Below are 15375 nucleotides of genomic sequence, written 5' to 3' on the forward strand. Positions count from 1 at the left end.
AAATAGTGCAAATTCAAGAAGGGCCGCACACCGCGGTATTAAATAAATGTCGAAGCGTACATTCCAGCCATCCAAGCTTGTTCGCAAGCGTCGTCATGGTTTCCGTGCCCGTATGGCTACTGCCGGCGGTCGCAAAGTTCTCGCAGCCCGCCGTGCGCGCGGCCGCGCAAGTCTGTCGGCTTAATTGCCGTCTCTGTGGCCCGATGAAAGTCGCGGGCACATGAGCAAGACAAAAAAACTGCCCGGCCGGCTTAAAAACCGGTCGGATTTTCTTGCCGTGCAGACGGGGGAAAAGCGTCGGGGAGGCACCTTTCTTCTGGAGGTTCTCGACAGGAAAACCCCGGAAACCGAACCTCGGGTCGGTTTCACCGTAACGAAAAGACAAGGCAACGCGGTCGAGCGAAATCGCATGCGCCGCCGTCTCAAGGAAGCCGTCAGGCTTTCTGCCGGATTCGCAATGAAGCCCGGCCATGACTATGTGATTGTCGCCCGCAGGGACGTGCTCGAGACGGCCTTCCCGAAACTTCAGTCTCTCCTTACCGAGCGAATTGAAGGAACGGCGAAACCGAAACGGTCCCAGGACACCCGCTCCAGGAAAGAATGATGGAAAAGAACCGCAATTACTTCATCGCGATAGCCCTTTCGGTTGTCATCGTCCTCGCCTGGCAATTCCTTTACATGAATCCGCGCATCGAGCAGCAGCGCCGCGCCGAAGAGGCCCGCCAGGCGCAGCAGCAGACGACGCAGCAACAGCCGGCACCGGGTGCCGCACCCGGCGTGACCGTCGACGGCGCACCGCCTGCCTCCTCCACGCAGGCCGCCGCCACGGCGACGCGTGAAGAAGCTATTGCAAAAAGCCAGCGTGTCGCCATCGACACCAACGCCATCGCCGGCTCGATCAATCTGACCGGCGCCCGCTTCGATGACATCCGGCTCAAGGGCTACCATGAGACCGTCGATGACTCGAGCCCGATCATCACGCTGTTTTCGCCTTCCGACACCAAGGACGGCTACTTCACCGAACTCGGTTACGTTGGCGGTGCCGATGCCGGCAGCGTTCCCGGTCCTGCGACCGTGTGGACACTCGCAAGCGGCGACAAGCTGACGGAGACCACCCCGGTTACCCTGAAGTATACCAACCAGAATGGCGTCGTTTTCTCCCGTACCGTTTCGATCGACCAGCATTACATGATCACGGTCAACGACAAGGTCGAGAACCCCGGGCAGGCGCCCGTCTCCTTTGCCACCTACGGCCGCGTGACGCGCAACAACAAGCCCGCAATACCGCCCGTTTTCGTCATCCATGAAGGCTTCCTCGGCGTCTCGGGCAAAGACGGCAGCCTGACGGAAGAAAAATACAAGGATGTCGAAGAAACCCCGGTAACGATTGCCAAGGCGACCGGCGGCTGGCTCGGCATCACCGACAAATATTGGGCCGCTGCCATTGTGCCGCCGCAGATGACACCGTTCGAAACGCGTTACTCGCACATCAAGGGCAATCAGCCGAGCTACCAGGCCGATTTCAAGAGCGACACGATGACGGTCGAACCCGGCCAGTCCATCGAACTGAAGAGCCTTGTCTTCGCCGGTGCCAAGGAAGTCCCGCTGGTTGACCGCTATGAAACCGAATATTCCATTCCGAAGTTCGACCTGTTGATCGACTGGGGCTGGTTCTACTTCATCACCAAGCCGATGTTCAAAATGATGGATTTCTTCTTCCGTTATTTTGGCAACTTCGGTGTGGCCATCCTGCTGACCACCATCGTGGTCAAGGCTCTCTTCTTCCCGCTCGCCAGCAAGCAATATGCATCCATGGCGAACATGAAGCGCATGCAGCCGAAGATGGAAGAGCTGAAGGCCAAGCATGGCGATGACCGCATGGCCATGCAGCAGGCGATGATGCAGCTCTACAAGGAAGAGAAGATCAATCCTGTTGCCGGCTGCTGGCCGATGCTGCTGCAGATTCCGGTCTTCTTCGCGCTCTACAAGGTCATCTACGTCACCATCGAAATGCGGCATGCACCGTTCTTCGGCTGGATTCACGACCTTTCCGCGCCCGATCCGACCTCGCTTTTCAATCTGTTCGGCCTTCTGCCCTACGACGTGCCGCACTTCCTGATGATCGGCGTCTGGCCGCTCGTCATGGGCATCACGATGTTCCTGCAGATGCGCATGAACCCGACCCCACCCGATCCGACACAGGCGATGATCTTCACCTGGATGCCGCTGATCTTCACCTTCATGCTGGCTTCGTTCCCCGCCGGTCTGGTTATCTACTGGGCATGGAACAACACGCTGTCGATCTCGCAGCAGGCCCTCATCATGAAGCGTCACGGTGCCAAGATCGAACTGTTCGATAATCTCAAAGGGCTATTCAAGCGAAAGCCGGTGCAATCGAAATGAGTGAAACCGGCCCGGCAACCGAAAAGCCCCTCTTCGGGCGACCCTGGATATTCATTCGCGGCGTTCCCGCGATGAAATTCCTGCCGCCCGAAGGCCCGCCGGAGATTGCCTTCGCCGGACGTTCGAATGTCGGCAAGTCTTCGCTCATCAATGCGCTGGTGGGCCACAAAGGCCTTGCCCGCACCTCCAACACACCCGGACGCACGCAGGAACTGAACTACTTCGTTCCTGAGGGTTATTCCGGTGAGCCGGGCGACCTGCCGCCGATGGCGCTGGTCGATATGCCGGGTTACGGCTATGCGCAGGCGCCTAAGGACCATGTCGATGCCTGGACGAAGCTCGTCTTCGATTACCTGCGTGGACGTGCGACACTGAAGCGCGTCTACGTGCTGATCGATTCCCGCCACGGAATAAAAAAGAACGACGAGGAGGTTCTTGGCCTGCTCGACAAGGCGGCCGTGTCCTATCAGGTCGTGCTGACGAAGACGGACAAGATCAAGGACGTTGGCGTTCCCCGGCTGATCAGTGAAACGCTGGAGAAAATCCGCAAGCGTCCCGCTGCCTATCCGGAAGTTCTCGCTACCTCGTCGGAAAAATCCTTCGGGCTGGATAGCCTGCGCGCCGAGATCGTACGAACGGTCTCGCTCTAAAAGACCATCGCCTTCAGGCGATGGTGAAAAGCAGGACGGCGGTCCACAGCATCGCCGTCAATGCCAGAAGCCGCCAGAAACGCACGGAATTCCACACCTCCAGAAGCATCGCCGCGAATATGCTGCCATTGCGAAGCGGCTGGCCCTTGAATGGCAGACCGGAGCGAAGCGGATCCCTGTCAAGCAGTGCTGCAACGCCCGCTCTTTCGCGATATTCGGTTTCCGCCAGATTGTCCCGCCAGCGCCTGACCATGGCCGCAAACTGGCGGTCGCGTTTGACGCGTTTTGCAAGCTCCGCCATGCTTTCCGGTGGCAAGGCACCCAGCACATATTCGCCAGCGAGTACTTCGTCCCGCAAACCGCTTTGCTTGTCTCGATCCGGTACGGTCATATGTTTTCAAACTCCTCGGTCGTTCAGGCCAGCATCGTTTTTGGCGATGCGCAACGATCCTCCGTCGCCCTGCTGAATAACCCCTCCCCTGCTCGCCACAAGGCTGGTCCGATTGGTGCTTTATGTCAATCTCATTACGCGCCGCAGGCCGCCCAAAAGCGGAATTTTACTATGCGCCGACACAATATGGCCCGGAGGTTACTTCATTCATTCACCCCGCGCATTCACCTGTCCTTGCTAACGCATCGACATGCCGAATCTGCGCATCCTGCACCGCAAAAATCGATTCCGATTTTTGCGCCGATGCTGTAGAGCGATGAAAGGCTCTCAAGGGCCGCAACCACAGACCGAGGTTTTTCCATGACTGCTTCCGAAAGCGAGACTCAGGCGCGGCTGCTCGCACAGGCTCTGCCCTTTATGCAGAAATATGAGAACAAGACCATCGTGGTGAAATATGGCGGTCATGCCATGGGCGACTCCACACTTGGAAAGGCTTTTGCGGAAGATATCGCCCTGTTGAAGCAGTCCGGTATCAACCCCATCGTCGTGCACGGCGGCGGCCCGCAGATCGGCGCGATGCTGACGAAGATGGGCATTGAATCGAAGTTCGAAAGCGGCTTGCGCGTCACCGATGCCAAGACAGTCGAGATTGTCGAAATGGTTCTGGCCGGCTCGATCAACAAGGAGATCGTCGCGCTCATCAACCAGACGGGCGAATGGGCCATTGGCCTGTGCGGCAAGGACGGCAACATGGTCTTCGCCGAAAAGGCGAAAAAGACCGTCGTCGATCCCGACAGCAATATCGAGCGCGTTCTCGATCTTGGTTTTGTCGGTGAAGTCGTCGAGGTCGACCGCACCCTGCTCGACCTGCTTGCCAAGTCGGAGATGATCCCGGTCATCGCTCCCGTCGCTCCCGGTCGCGATGGCGCCACCTACAACATCAATGCCGACACCTTTGCCGGCGCAATCGCCGGTGCGCTCAACGCCACCCGCCTCCTGTTCCTCACGGACGTGCCTGGTGTTCTCGACAAGAACAAGGAACTCATCAAGGAACTGACGGTCTCCCAGGCGCGTGCGCTGATCAAGGACGGCACGATTTCCGGTGGGATGATCCCGAAGGTCGAGACCTGCATCGAGGCCATCAAGGCCGGTGTTCAGGGCGTGGTGATCCTCAACGGCAAGACCGCCCATTCCGTTCTTCTGGAAATCTTCACGGAAGGCGCCGGCACGCTCATCGTGCCCTGATACGGTTCATGTGGCGGACGGGAATGCCTGTCCGCCACGACAACACTTTCAGCCGAATATCAGAAGCGACAGCACGCCCAGAACGATCAGCAGGCAGCCCGAAAGTTCCAGCCGGTTGATCTTTTCCTTGAAGAAGAGCACGGTCGAGGCGAAGGCGAAGAGCATCTCCACCTGCGCCAGCGCCTTGACCACGGCCGCCTGTTGTAACGTCATCGCCGTGAACCAGCCGAATGACGCCGTGGCCCCCACGAAACCGACCGCAAGCGACGGTTTCCATGCCTTCGCGATCCGCCGCAATTCGTCCCTCTCCCGCCATATGATCCACAAGAACATCGCCAAGGTCTGCGTCACGATGACAACGACGAGGGTAAAGCCGGCCTGCATCACCGCATCCGGTGCCGGCAGGCTGGGTGCTAGCGCCAGCGAGGCCGAACGGTAAGCGACAGACGACAGGCCGAAAAAAGCCCCCGAGGCGAGGCCGATGCCCGCCGTCCGGCTGAAGATGGAGGTGAGAATGGAGGCAGGGGTCACTTCCGTGCGCGCAACCGAAATCAGCATGACGCCGGCCACCGAAATAGCGATGGCCGCAAGAGTGCCGCCATTGACGCTTTCGCCAACGAAAATCAGCGCAAACAATGCCGCCTGCGCCGGCTCAGTTCGGGAATAGGCCGTGCCAACCGCGAAGTTGCGGAAGGAAAACAGGTGCACCAACAAGAAAGTGGCGGCGATCTGCGCCATGGCCCCGACCATCGCCCAGAGGGCGAATGACATGTTCGGCACCGGCAGCGGCCGGCCAAGTACACCATGCAGAAAACCGAGATAGGCAAGAGCGAAGGGCATTCCAAAAACGAAGCGCACGAAAGTTGCGCCCGTGGTGCCCATCATACCCTTCAGGTGTTTTTGCAGGGTCGAGCGCAGGTTCTGCAAGAACGCGCTTGCGAAGGTTATGCCTATCCAGAGTTCCATGATCTTGGCGGTATCATGCGCTGGAGGCCGCAGCCAAGCCCGATTTTCCCGTCTGTCGTCGTCTTTTCGATTTTCTTCGGCATACGAAACGGGCATAAAGCTGCCCATGGACACAAAGCCGAAAAACCTGCCCGATGCCGCCGATTTCGCCCACGTCAGCGAATGGGTCTTCGACCTCGACAACACGCTCTATCCGCATCACGTCAATCTGTTTTCCCAGATCGATCGTAACATGACGGCGTATGTTGCGGAGCTTTTAAAGCTCGAGCCCGACGAGGCTCGCGCGCTTCAGAAGCGCTATTACCACGAACATGGCACCACGCTTCAGGGCCTGATGATCCACTACGGCATCAGCCCGGACGAGTTTCTGGAGCGCGCGCATGCCATCGACTATTCCGCGCTGAGCCCGCATCCGGAGCTCGGCGAGGCAATCAAGGCTTTGCCGGGCCGCAAGTTCATCCTCACCAATGGCAGCGTCAAGCATGCACAGGCAGCGGCGGGCGCGCTCGGCATTCTCGACCATTTCGAGGATATTTTCGATATCGTCGCCGCAGACTATCTGCCAAAACCAGCCAGCGCGACCTATGAGAAGTTTGCCGCACTTGCGAAGCTCGACACCAGAAAAGCCGCCATGTTCGAGGACCTGCCGCGCAATCTCGCGGCACCCAAGGCACTTGGCATGAAGACCGTGCTGCTCGTTCCTTCGAACCTCGAAGGCGTGATCATGGAGCGCTGGGAGATCCCCGCTGCGACGGATGAGCATATCGACTACATCACTGACGATCTGACCGGTTTCCTGATCAAAACGATCGCCCGCTGACAGGTGACATCGAAATCGAGCGCAGACGACATTACCGAAGCTTCATGCACCTTACGGATGTTTAAGTAGTGAACTGCCACCTGCGCCACTATCTTCCTCCTCAGGGACACCAACGGAAGGTAATGACGATGTCTACACGAAAGATCGCACTCTCTGCTCTTGGCGCAGCCCTCTTGCTCGGCTCGGCCGCTACAGCCAGCTTTGCGGCCCCGCCAGCGCACGGCAAAGGCCACGGCGAGCGCATGCCGTTTCGCCCGGAACTGGCGTTCGTTCAGCTGCTGAAGGTGGCGGACACCAACAAGGACGGCAAGATTACCAAGGAAGAGTTCGCCGCACGTCAGGACGCACTTTTTGCCGAGATCGACAAGGACAAGGACGGTTCGATCACGCCAAAGGAAATGCGTGAATACCGCCAGGCCAAAATGGAGGCGTTCCGTGCGGCTCATCCGCGCCCAGAGGCTGCCGACGCCAAAGCGGGCGAAGGCAAGGGACCTGAGGGCAAGCGCGCCGAACGCGAACATGGCGGTCGTCAGGGCTGGGGCAAGCATGGCGGCAAGGGTGGGGCGTTCGCGATGATGCGCATGGCCGACACCGATGAAAACGGCCAGGTCAGCAAGGCCGAATTCACCGCAGCCGGCGAAAAAATGTTCGAACGGCTGGACAGGAACAAGGACGGCGTCATCTCTATCGATGATATGCCAGACCGCCCGTTCCTTTAATCACATAAGAAAAAGCCCGCTCAATCGGCGGGCTTTTTTCCTTTCAATGCAGGCTGACGGTTTTCAGATCGTCTTCGGCAGCCTTGAAAAACGTGCTGGAACGATTGTCTGTCAGGAGGATCGGCGTGCCATCCGCGCCAAACAGGGCCCAGAGATCGAGTTGCGGATCGAGATCAGGCGCTTCCGGGAAACAGCGGCTTACGTCTTCCGCACGGATTTTACGGATATAGCCCACTTCTCCCTCGCCGATATGAGCGAGCTGGGACCGGGTGAGACGCGCATGCGCTTCTTTTAAAAGCATATTTCAGCCTCCTTCTTCACGCCGAGCGATTCGTGTCGGATTCCGGCGTTCACGTTCTACTCTGAGACGGAAATATTAATTTTCTTTACCACGTTTGAAATTTCGGGCTTCACCAGATCGATGGCAAGAAGGCCATTGCGCAGGCGCGCGTCCCTCACCTGCATGCCGTCTGCAAGCACGAAGACCCGCTGGAATTGCCGGGCAGCGATACCCCGGTAGAGAAAATCCCGCTTTTCCTGCTCCTGCTGGCGACCGCGAATGACGAGCTGGTTGTCGGCCGTCGTCACATCCAGATCGTCCTGCGAAAAACCGGCGACTGCAATCGTGATACGCAGGCGTTCCGGCACGTCTTCAGCGCCGGGCAGACGCTCGATGTTGTATGGAGGATAGCCATCATTGGCCTTCGCCATACGCTCCAGCGTTTTTTCCATGGCATCAAAACCCAGCAAAAGCGGGTGGGTGAATGGCGTCATGCGGCTCATATCGTCTCTGTCCTTGCAACCAAGCGACGTTTCGCGGTCCCGCTTCCGGCAACCCTGCCGGTCAATCTTACCGGCTGTACGCAATATGGGAAGCAAAACCACGATGCGCAAGGCGGGGCCACAAGGCAAAGGCAGGCACGCCGAGGAATGAGACTTGACAAGTGAGCGTCCGCCGCTCGAAAAAAGCGCCTTATCTCAACGGCGGGCAAGACATGGCAGAACGCAGAAAAATCATCATCGACACGGATCCAGGTCAGGACGACGCGGCAGCCATCATGCTGGCTTTCGCAAGCCCGGAAGAAATTGAAATTCTCGGTCTGTGCGCCGTCGCCGGCAATGTTCCGCTGAAACTGACCAGCCGCAACATCCGCATCATCTGCGAATTGTGCGACCGCACCGATATTCCCGTCTATGAGGGTGCCGAGCGGCCACTGGTGCGAAAGCCCATCACTGCCGAGCATGTTCACGGCAGCACCGGCCTTGATGGCCCGGTTCTCGACGAGCCGACGATGGAGGCACAAAAGCAGCACGCCGTCGATTTCATCATCGAAACGCTGCTGCGGGAGCCTGCGGGCACCGTGACCCTCTGCACGCTCGGCGCGTTGACCAATGTGGCGCTGGCCTTGCAAAAGGCCCCTGAGATTGCCGGCCGCGTCAAGGAACTGGTGATGATGGGTGGTGGCTTCTTTGAAGGCGGCAACATCACACCGGCTGCGGAATTCAACATCTATGTCGATCCGCAGGCTGCCGATATCGTCTTCCGTTCCGGCGTGCCCATCGTCGTGATGCCGCTTGACGTAACCCACCAGTTGCTGACCACCAAGGCGCGTGTCAGCCGCATTCGCGATATAGGCACACGCCCGGCAATCGCCATGGCGGAAATGCTGGAATTCTTTGAGCGTTTCGACATCGAGAAATACGGTTCGGACGGCGGCCCCCTGCACGATCCAAGCGTCATCGCCTATCTCCTCAAGCCCGAGCTATTTCAGGGCCGCGATTGCAATGTCGAAATCGAGGTCAATTCCGAACTGACCATGGGCATGACGGTGGTGGACTGGTGGCGGGTGACCGAGCGCCCGGTCAACGCCCGCGTGATGCGAAATGTGGATGCGGACGGCTTTTTCGAATTGCTGACGGAACGTTTCGCCCGCCTCTGATGGAAACGCAGACATGAAAAGGGCCGCTGGCATGACCAGCGGCCCTTTCATTTGGAACCACGGGATCTTCTCAGAACTCGGTCCAGTCGTCCTGTGCCAGCGCGTTTGCGCCGCTGGTTCTTGGGCGGGAACGTTGGGTCGCAGCCGAGCGGCCCGATGCCTGTGACGGGGCGACAGGCGCACGCATTGCCGCCGCGGTGGCGCGCAATTGCTGGCTCGACTGGCTGGAATGACCGCCGGATACGGAGAAGCCGGCAACGAGCGATTTCAGCGTTTCCGCCTCGCTGTTCAGCGTCACGCTTGCCGCCGTTGTTTCTTCCACCATGGCAGCATTCTGCTGGGTGACCTGGTCCATCTGAGTGACGGCGGAGTTGATTTCCTTGAGACCTACCGCCTGCTCGCTGGCGGAGGCCGAAATCTGCCGTATCAGCTGGTTGATCTGCAGAACCTGATCGGCAATCTTTCTCATCGTCTCGCCGGCCTTGCCGACCAGCTGGACGCCCTCGCCCACCTGCCTTGCGGAGGTGTTGATCAGACCTTTGATCTCCTTCGCGGCTGTCGCGGAACGTTGCGCCAGTTCACGTACTTCCTGCGCGACAACGGCAAAACCCTTGCCAGCCTCGCCCGCACGGGCAGCTTCCACACCGGCATTCAGCGCCAGAAGGTTGGTCTGGAAAGCGATTTCGTCGATTACCCCGATGATGCGGGAGATTTCCGCCGAGGATTGAGCGATGCCTTCCATGGAACTGACGGCCTGCTGCACGACCTCGCCCGACTTGCCGGCGTCGTCGCAGGCATTGCTGACAGCTGTCGCCGCCTGCGCTGCGTTTTCCGCACTGGAATTGACCTGCGCAGTCAGCTGGTTGAGGGCGGCAGCGGTTTCTTCCAGGCTTGCAGCCTGCTGTTCCGTGCGGTGGGAGAGATCGCTCGCAGCGCGGGTGATCTCGCCGGTGCCGTTGCCGATGCTGGCAACGGTTCCGTTGACGGTGGAAACGGTTTCCTCCAGGCTGGCGAGCGCCGAGTTGAAGTCGTTGCGCAGCTTTGCATATTCACCGGGGAACTGGTCCTCGATACGATAGGTCAGATTGCCCTGCGAGAGCGCATTGAGACCCGCGCCTAGTACGCTCACGATATGTTGCTGCATCCGGCTGTTCTCATTGCGCTCGGATTCGGACCTTTGGCGCTCCGTTTCCGCATTGCCACGCTGCACGGCGGCATCCGCTTCCATTTCGCGGATACCGGCAAGCTTCGCACGGAAGCCTTCCAGAGCCGTTGCCACCGCGCCCGTCTCATCCCTGCGGTCCTGTCCGGAAACCGGCACATCGTAACGACCGTCGCTCAGTGTTTTCACATCGGAGACCAGCGAGGCGAGCGGATTGCGGACGAAATAGCGGACGGAGAAATAAAGCGCGGCAATAACCGCCGCAAGAATGACGATCGCCCCAAGGATCATCAGATAAGTCTGCTCCTGCACCGGCGCGTTCAACGCCTGATGCGGGATATCCACCAGAACCACCCAGGTGGCATTGAGGCCCGGAACCGCAAACGGATAGACAAGGCGGTTATAGGGCGCGTCGGTATCAAGGCCGAGATTTTCGATCAGGCCCTGCTTGCCGGATGTGATCGCCGCCTGAACGGTGCTTGCACCCTCTCCGTCATAGGCCTTCATGTTCTGCTCGGGCGTCGGCGGTACCAGCCATTGGCCGCCCTGCGAAATGAGTGTCACACGGCCGGTTTCGAAAGGATGCAGCGCCTGCAGCTTCTGCGACAGAGCTGCCAGAGAGATATCGACCCCCGCCACACCAATCATCTTACCATCAGACATGACGGGATAGGCAAGCGAGGTCATTGTGGTGGGCACTTCCGTGCCTTCGGCCAGATAGGGCTGGGTAATGGCACCCTTGCCGGATTTGGCAGCCAGCGAATACCACTCCGCCGCATAGTCGTTCTTGAAGGTCGAAAACTGGATGTCGCCTTTCTGGGTCTTCGACCAGTAGGGGGCAAATGCACCCGTTGCATTGGTGCCGAGATCGAGCCTGTTGGCGATCTCGGTGGTCTGTCCGTCGAAAAGGCCCAACTGCTCACAGAACCAGCTTCCGAAAGCGAAAGCATTCTGCTCGACATTGGCCTTGAGGATGTTGACGATGCCCGGGCGGTCCATCGATTTCGCCTGGTGCGCACGGCCGATGATACCGGCCATGGAGCGGGCAGCGCTATCGAGTTCACCGACATCTGCGGCGATGACGTTGGCGATGGCGCGTGCCTCGGTGTTCGCCTGATCCATGGTCAGCGAATGGACACGGTCGCTGGTCTGGGAAATGAGGAAGGAATTCGATGCGACAAGGACCGTGGTGATTGCACAGCCGGTTACAAGGATCAGCTTGGTCGCAAGCGACTTCACTTTGAAATTGAACATTTTGGCCTCGATCAAATCGCCGGCCGAAAAGGCTGGCGTCAACGGATGAGAAATCTCCGTCATGGAGGCCCGCCCGCTGGGGGCAGTGCGCTGCAACGCGACGAGGGGAAATTAGAATATCTTTGCTAATTAACCCCTAAAATTCCCCCGTCGCATCAAGCCGAAATCAGTGCTCGTAATAGGCGGATACGATGTTCCATGCATCGTCGGCGGTTTCGGCGAAATGTAACAGCTCCATATCTTCGGGTGCAATTGTTCCGAAGTCCGCGAGGAATTCGAAATTGACGACGGAGCGCCAGAATTTCTCCCCGAAGAGAATGAGCGGGATGGGCGCCATGCGCTTCGTCTGGATCAGCGTCAGCGTCTCGAACAGTTCATCGAGCGTGCCGAAACCGCCGGGGAAGATCACCACGGCCTTGGCCCGCATCAGGAAATGCATCTTGCGGATGGCGAAATAGTGGAAGTTGAAGCTCAGCTCCGGCGTGACATAGGGGTTGGGAGCCTGCTCATGCGGCAGAACGATGTTGAGGCCGATGGACGGGCCTCCGACATCGGCTGCGCCGCGATTGCCTGCTTCCATCACGCCGGGACCACCGCCGGTGACCACGACATATTCCAGATGGTCCGATTTCGCGCCGTAGTCGGTGCAGAGCCGGGCGAACTTGCGCGCCTCCTCGTAGTAAACCGAGGATTGCTCCAGATTGCGTTTCTGCGTCTCGTTGCGGGCCGCCCAAGCCTCCCCGCCGGGCTCGGGAATGCGCGCGCCGCCGAACATGACGACGGTGGACTTGATGCCCCGCTCGGTCAGCGCCATTTCCGTCTTCAGAAGTTCGAGTTGAAGCCTGACGGGGCGCAACTCCTCGCGGCAGAGAAAATCCATATCCGCGTAGGCAAGCCGGTAGGATGGGGAATCCGACTGCGGTGTTTTGGGAATGACATCGGCCTGCTGCTTGTCCGCAGAGCTACGCTTCAACGGGTCCCACACCCCATCCTTGCGCCGCAATTTGCCGTTTTTCAGTCGTGCCATTTCCAAGCCTTTCGTCTGGTGCGCCAAATCACCCAAATCACATTGACGCCTTTCCAACACTCCCTTAGATCAAATGACCAGAGCCTTCCAGCGGCGCGGGACCATCCGTGGCCAAGAACACACGCGACATTCAAGGAATTTTCCATGAGCCTTCCGGATCTCACCTCCCTCGAAACCACCATCGAAACAGCCTTCGACAACCGTGACGGTGTGAACGTATCGACGAAGGGCGAGGTTCGCGACGCGGTGAACACATCTCTTCAACTTCTCGACAGCGGCAAGGTACGCGTCGCCGAAAAGCAGGCGGACGGGAACTGGAAAGTGAACCAATGGCTGAAAAAGGCCGTGCTCCTCTCCTTCCGTCTGAACGACATGGAAATCGTCACCGGCGGCCCCGGTGAATCCACCTGGTGGGACAAGGTGCCGTCGAAGTTCGAGAACTGGGGTGAAAACCAGTTCCGCGCTGCGGGCTTCCGCGCAGTGCCTAACGCCGTCGTGCGCCGCTCGGCCTATGTGGCCAAGAACGTGGTGCTGATGCCTTCCTTCGTCAATCTCGGCGCCTATGTCGATGAAGGCACGATGGTCGACACCTGGGCGACGGTCGGCTCCTGCGCGCAGATCGGCAAGAACGTGCATCTGTCCGGCGGCGTTGGCATCGGCGGCGTTCTGGAGCCGCTTCAGGCCGGCCCGACCATCATCGAGGACAATTGCTTCATCGGTGCCCGTTCGGAAGTCGTAGAAGGCTGCATCGTGCGCGAAGGCGCCGTTCTTGGCATGGGCGTCTTCATCGGCAAGTCGACCAAGATCGTCGATCGCGCCACCGGCGAGATCACCTATGGCGAAGTGCCACCCTATTCCGTCGTCGTTGCCGGCACCATGCCGGGCAAGCCGTTCCCAAACGGCGAGCCGGGCCCGAGCCTTTATTGCGCCGTCATCGTCAAGCGCGTCGATGAAAAGACCCGCTCCAAGACCGGCATCAACGAGCTTCTGCGCGACTGATAAAAGCTGATACCATGACCACGACCGATCCCGTTGCAAATCTCGCCGCCCTCATCCGTTGCCCTTCGGTGACGCCCGCCGAAGGTGGCGCGCTATCGCTGCTAGACACCCTGCTTTCACCGCTTGGCTTTGCGGTGGAAAAGATGGTGGCGAGGGAAGCGGGAACGCCTGACGTTGAAAACCTCTACGCCCGGCTTGGCACGGAAGGTCCGCACCTGATGTTTGCGGGCCATACCGATGTCGTTCCGGTGGGCGACGAGGCGGCATGGAGCCATCCGCCCTTTGCCGCTGAAATTGCCGGCGGGGAAATGTTCGGCCGTGGTGCGGTGGACATGAAGGGCGGCATTGCCTGTTTCGTTGCTGCCATTGCCCGCTACATCGAGAAACACGGAAAACCGAAAGGTTCCGTTTCTTTCCTGATCACCGGTGACGAGGAAGGCCCCTCGATCAACGGCACCTCCAAGCTGCTGGAATGGGCCGCCGCCAAAGGCGAGACATGGGATGCCTGCGTGGTGGGTGAACCGACCAACCCCGACCAGCTGGGCGACATGATCAAGATCGGCCGCCGGGGGTCGATTTCGGGCCGCATCACCGTGCATGGCGTGCAGGGTCATGCCGCATATCCGCATCTGGCCGACAACCCCATTCGCGGGCTGCTGCAACTGACCCACGCGCTGATGTATCCGCCCTTCGATCACGGTACGGACGACTTCCAGCCGTCCAATCTGGAAGTGACGACCATCGACACCGGCAATGCCGCCACAAATGTCATTCCGGCGCGGGCGACGGCGTCGTTCAACATCCGTTTCAATGACAGCTGGACGGTGGAGAGCCTGCGGGCGGAAATCATCCGCCGCCTCGATGCCGCCGCTGCCGAGGGAGAACTTCGTCCCGACCGCAGCCCGGTCAAATATGAGATCGTCTGGGCCGACCGTCCTGCCCATGTTTTCCTGACCCGGAACAATGCGCTCATCTCATCGCTTTCCGGCGCCGTGGAAGCCGTGACAGGCAAGGAGCCCAAGCTTTCGACCACTGGCGGCACGTCGGATGCGCGTTTCATCAAGGATTATTGCCCCGTCGTGGAATTCGGCCTCGTCGGGCAGACCATGCATATGGTCGATGAGCGCGTGGAAGTCGCCGATCTGGAGACGCTGACACGCATCTACGAGACCTTCATCGAACGCTGGTTCTCCCATGCCGACGGCAAGTGAAGTAAGGCTCTATCTGAAAGGCCTCTGGCTGCTGCTGCTCGGCGACCATACCGGCGCGCGTTATCTGGATCTGTCCGAACGCGGCATGTGGCGGTCCTTCTACTCCGCCCTCTGGTGCCTGCCCGCCATGCTGGTGTCCTGGCTGTGGCTACGTAACGCCTTCCTTGCCAGTTGTCCGCCTGGAACCAAAACGGGACTAATCTACTTTTTCCGCTTGGCCATGGTCGAAGCCATCTGCTGGATCGTGCCGCTGCTGTTGATCGGCATGCTGCTGTTCGCTTTCGGCGCGCGGGAAAAATTCGCCCCCCTCGTCACCACCATGAACTGGCTGTCGCTGCCATTTTCCTATGCCTATGCGGTTCTGATCCTGATCGCGTTTTTTCTGCCGCCCTTGCAGGGGCTGATCGCCATCCTCTGGCTGGCACTCCTGCTGTCGCTGGTCTTCGCCTTTTCGCGGATCGTGCGCTTCTTCATCCGCGACCAGTCGTTGCTTGTCTCGGCGATCGTCATGACCCTGCTGGTGCCGGGCATGCTTCTGTCCGAGGCGCTGCAGCGTTTTCTCGGCGTTTATCCGGCCTGAGAAACGAG

The 15375-nt window shown here is 59.3% G+C and carries 17 protein-coding genes; 11 read left to right on the forward strand and 6 right to left on the reverse strand.

Annotated elements, in window-relative coordinates:
- Positions 1-46 precede the first annotated feature (46 nt).
- The 4 genes from rpmH to yihA are packed head-to-tail and all read left to right on the forward strand — an operon-like array spanning position 47 to position 3053.
- Positions 47-184 carry a 50S ribosomal protein L34 gene (rpmH, locus tag FB593_RS07675; protein WP_013635393.1) on the forward strand — a complete coding sequence of 46 codons (138 nt, stop codon included), beginning with the start codon at positions 47-49 and terminating at the stop codon, positions 182-184.
- A 36-nt stretch (positions 185-220) separates the two neighbouring features.
- Positions 221-604 (forward strand): ribonuclease P protein component, encoded by a 384-nt coding sequence (rnpA, locus tag FB593_RS07680; protein ID WP_003514841.1) that lies wholly within the window; start codon positions 221-223, stop codon positions 602-604.
- Positions 604-2403, forward strand: a complete 1800-nt coding sequence (gene yidC / locus FB593_RS07685; protein WP_003514840.1) for a membrane protein insertase YidC — start codon at positions 604-606, stop codon at positions 2401-2403. Before rnpA ends, yidC begins: the two co-directional genes overlap by 1 nt.
- The gene (gene yihA, locus FB593_RS07690; RefSeq protein ID WP_003514838.1) at positions 2400-3053 is read left to right on the forward strand and encodes a ribosome biogenesis GTP-binding protein YihA/YsxC; all 654 of its coding nucleotides are present in this window, start codon (positions 2400-2402) and stop codon (positions 3051-3053) included. The genes yidC and yihA overlap by 4 nt, the downstream gene beginning before the upstream one ends.
- Positions 3054-3066: 13 nt before the next feature.
- Here yihA and FB593_RS07695 read toward each other — a convergent pair whose 3' ends face one another.
- Positions 3067-3444, reverse strand: coding sequence for a hypothetical protein (locus FB593_RS07695; protein WP_003514836.1), 378 nt, complete (start codon positions 3442-3444; stop codon positions 3067-3069).
- Between the two features lie 360 nt (positions 3445-3804).
- Between FB593_RS07695 and argB the strand changes: the two genes are divergently transcribed.
- Positions 3805-4689 (forward strand): acetylglutamate kinase, encoded by an 885-nt coding sequence (gene argB / locus FB593_RS07705; protein ID WP_003514834.1) that lies wholly within the window; start codon positions 3805-3807, stop codon positions 4687-4689.
- Between the two features lie 48 nt (positions 4690-4737).
- On the opposite strand, the gene FB593_RS07710 is transcribed toward argB, so the two are convergent.
- Positions 4738-5655 carry a DMT family transporter gene (locus FB593_RS07710; RefSeq protein WP_145166442.1) on the reverse strand — a complete coding sequence of 306 codons (918 nt, stop codon included), beginning with the start codon at positions 5653-5655 and terminating at the stop codon, positions 4738-4740.
- A 106-nt stretch (positions 5656-5761) separates the two neighbouring features.
- On the opposite strand from FB593_RS07710, the gene FB593_RS07715 reads away from it, so the two are divergent.
- Both FB593_RS07715 and FB593_RS07720 read left to right on the forward strand, forming a co-directional pair.
- The gene (locus tag FB593_RS07715; RefSeq protein WP_013635389.1) at positions 5762-6475 is read left to right on the forward strand and encodes a pyrimidine 5'-nucleotidase; all 714 of its coding nucleotides are present in this window, start codon (positions 5762-5764) and stop codon (positions 6473-6475) included.
- A 122-nt stretch (positions 6476-6597) separates the two neighbouring features.
- The gene (locus FB593_RS07720; protein ID WP_025592284.1) at positions 6598-7194 is read left to right on the forward strand and encodes an EF-hand domain-containing protein; all 597 of its coding nucleotides are present in this window, start codon (positions 6598-6600) and stop codon (positions 7192-7194) included.
- 43 nt (positions 7195-7237) lie between these two features.
- On the opposite strand, the gene FB593_RS07725 is transcribed toward FB593_RS07720, so the two are convergent.
- Both FB593_RS07725 and FB593_RS07730 read right to left on the reverse strand, forming a co-directional pair.
- A complete protein-coding gene (locus FB593_RS07725) occupies positions 7238-7495 on the reverse strand; it encodes a DUF1150 family protein (protein WP_003493591.1) in 258 nt (85 codons plus the stop codon).
- Positions 7496-7551: 56 nt separating this feature from the next.
- Complete coding sequence (locus FB593_RS07730) at positions 7552-7977, reverse strand: Hsp20 family protein (RefSeq protein WP_019564411.1); 426 nt, start codon at positions 7975-7977, stop codon at positions 7552-7554.
- 212 nt (positions 7978-8189) lie between these two features.
- Between FB593_RS07730 and FB593_RS07735 the strand changes: the two genes are divergently transcribed.
- On the forward strand, positions 8190-9134 hold the full coding sequence (locus FB593_RS07735) for a nucleoside hydrolase (RefSeq protein WP_013635386.1): 945 nt from the start codon (positions 8190-8192) through the stop codon (positions 9132-9134).
- 70 nt (positions 9135-9204) lie between these two features.
- On the opposite strand, the gene FB593_RS07740 is transcribed toward FB593_RS07735, so the two are convergent.
- Complete coding sequence (locus FB593_RS07740) at positions 9205-11550, reverse strand: methyl-accepting chemotaxis protein (protein ID WP_145166508.1); 2346 nt, start codon at positions 11548-11550, stop codon at positions 9205-9207.
- A gap of 166 nt (positions 11551-11716) precedes the next feature.
- The gene (locus FB593_RS07745; RefSeq protein WP_111795113.1) at positions 11717-12577 is read right to left on the reverse strand and encodes an LOG family protein; all 861 of its coding nucleotides are present in this window, start codon (positions 12575-12577) and stop codon (positions 11717-11719) included.
- A gap of 144 nt (positions 12578-12721) precedes the next feature.
- Here FB593_RS07745 and dapD point away from each other — a divergent pair, with 144 nt between their 5' ends.
- The 3 genes from dapD to FB593_RS07760 are packed head-to-tail and all read left to right on the forward strand — an operon-like array spanning position 12722 to position 15367.
- Entirely contained in the window at positions 12722-13576 is an 855-nt protein-coding gene (gene dapD, locus FB593_RS07750; RefSeq protein WP_003514821.1) for a 2,3,4,5-tetrahydropyridine-2,6-dicarboxylate N-succinyltransferase, read from the forward strand.
- Positions 13577-13590: 14 nt separating this feature from the next.
- Positions 13591-14787 carry a succinyl-diaminopimelate desuccinylase gene (gene dapE, locus FB593_RS07755; RefSeq protein WP_113473018.1) on the forward strand — a complete coding sequence of 399 codons (1197 nt, stop codon included), beginning with the start codon at positions 13591-13593 and terminating at the stop codon, positions 14785-14787.
- Positions 14771-15367, forward strand: coding sequence for a hypothetical protein (locus FB593_RS07760; RefSeq protein WP_065661437.1), 597 nt, complete (start codon positions 14771-14773; stop codon positions 15365-15367). Before dapE ends, FB593_RS07760 begins: the two co-directional genes overlap by 17 nt.
- Positions 15368-15375 lie beyond the last annotated feature (8 nt).

Source organism: Rhizobium sp. SJZ105 (assembly GCF_007828365.1).
Classification (GTDB): domain Bacteria; phylum Pseudomonadota; class Alphaproteobacteria; order Rhizobiales; family Rhizobiaceae; genus Agrobacterium; species Agrobacterium tumefaciens.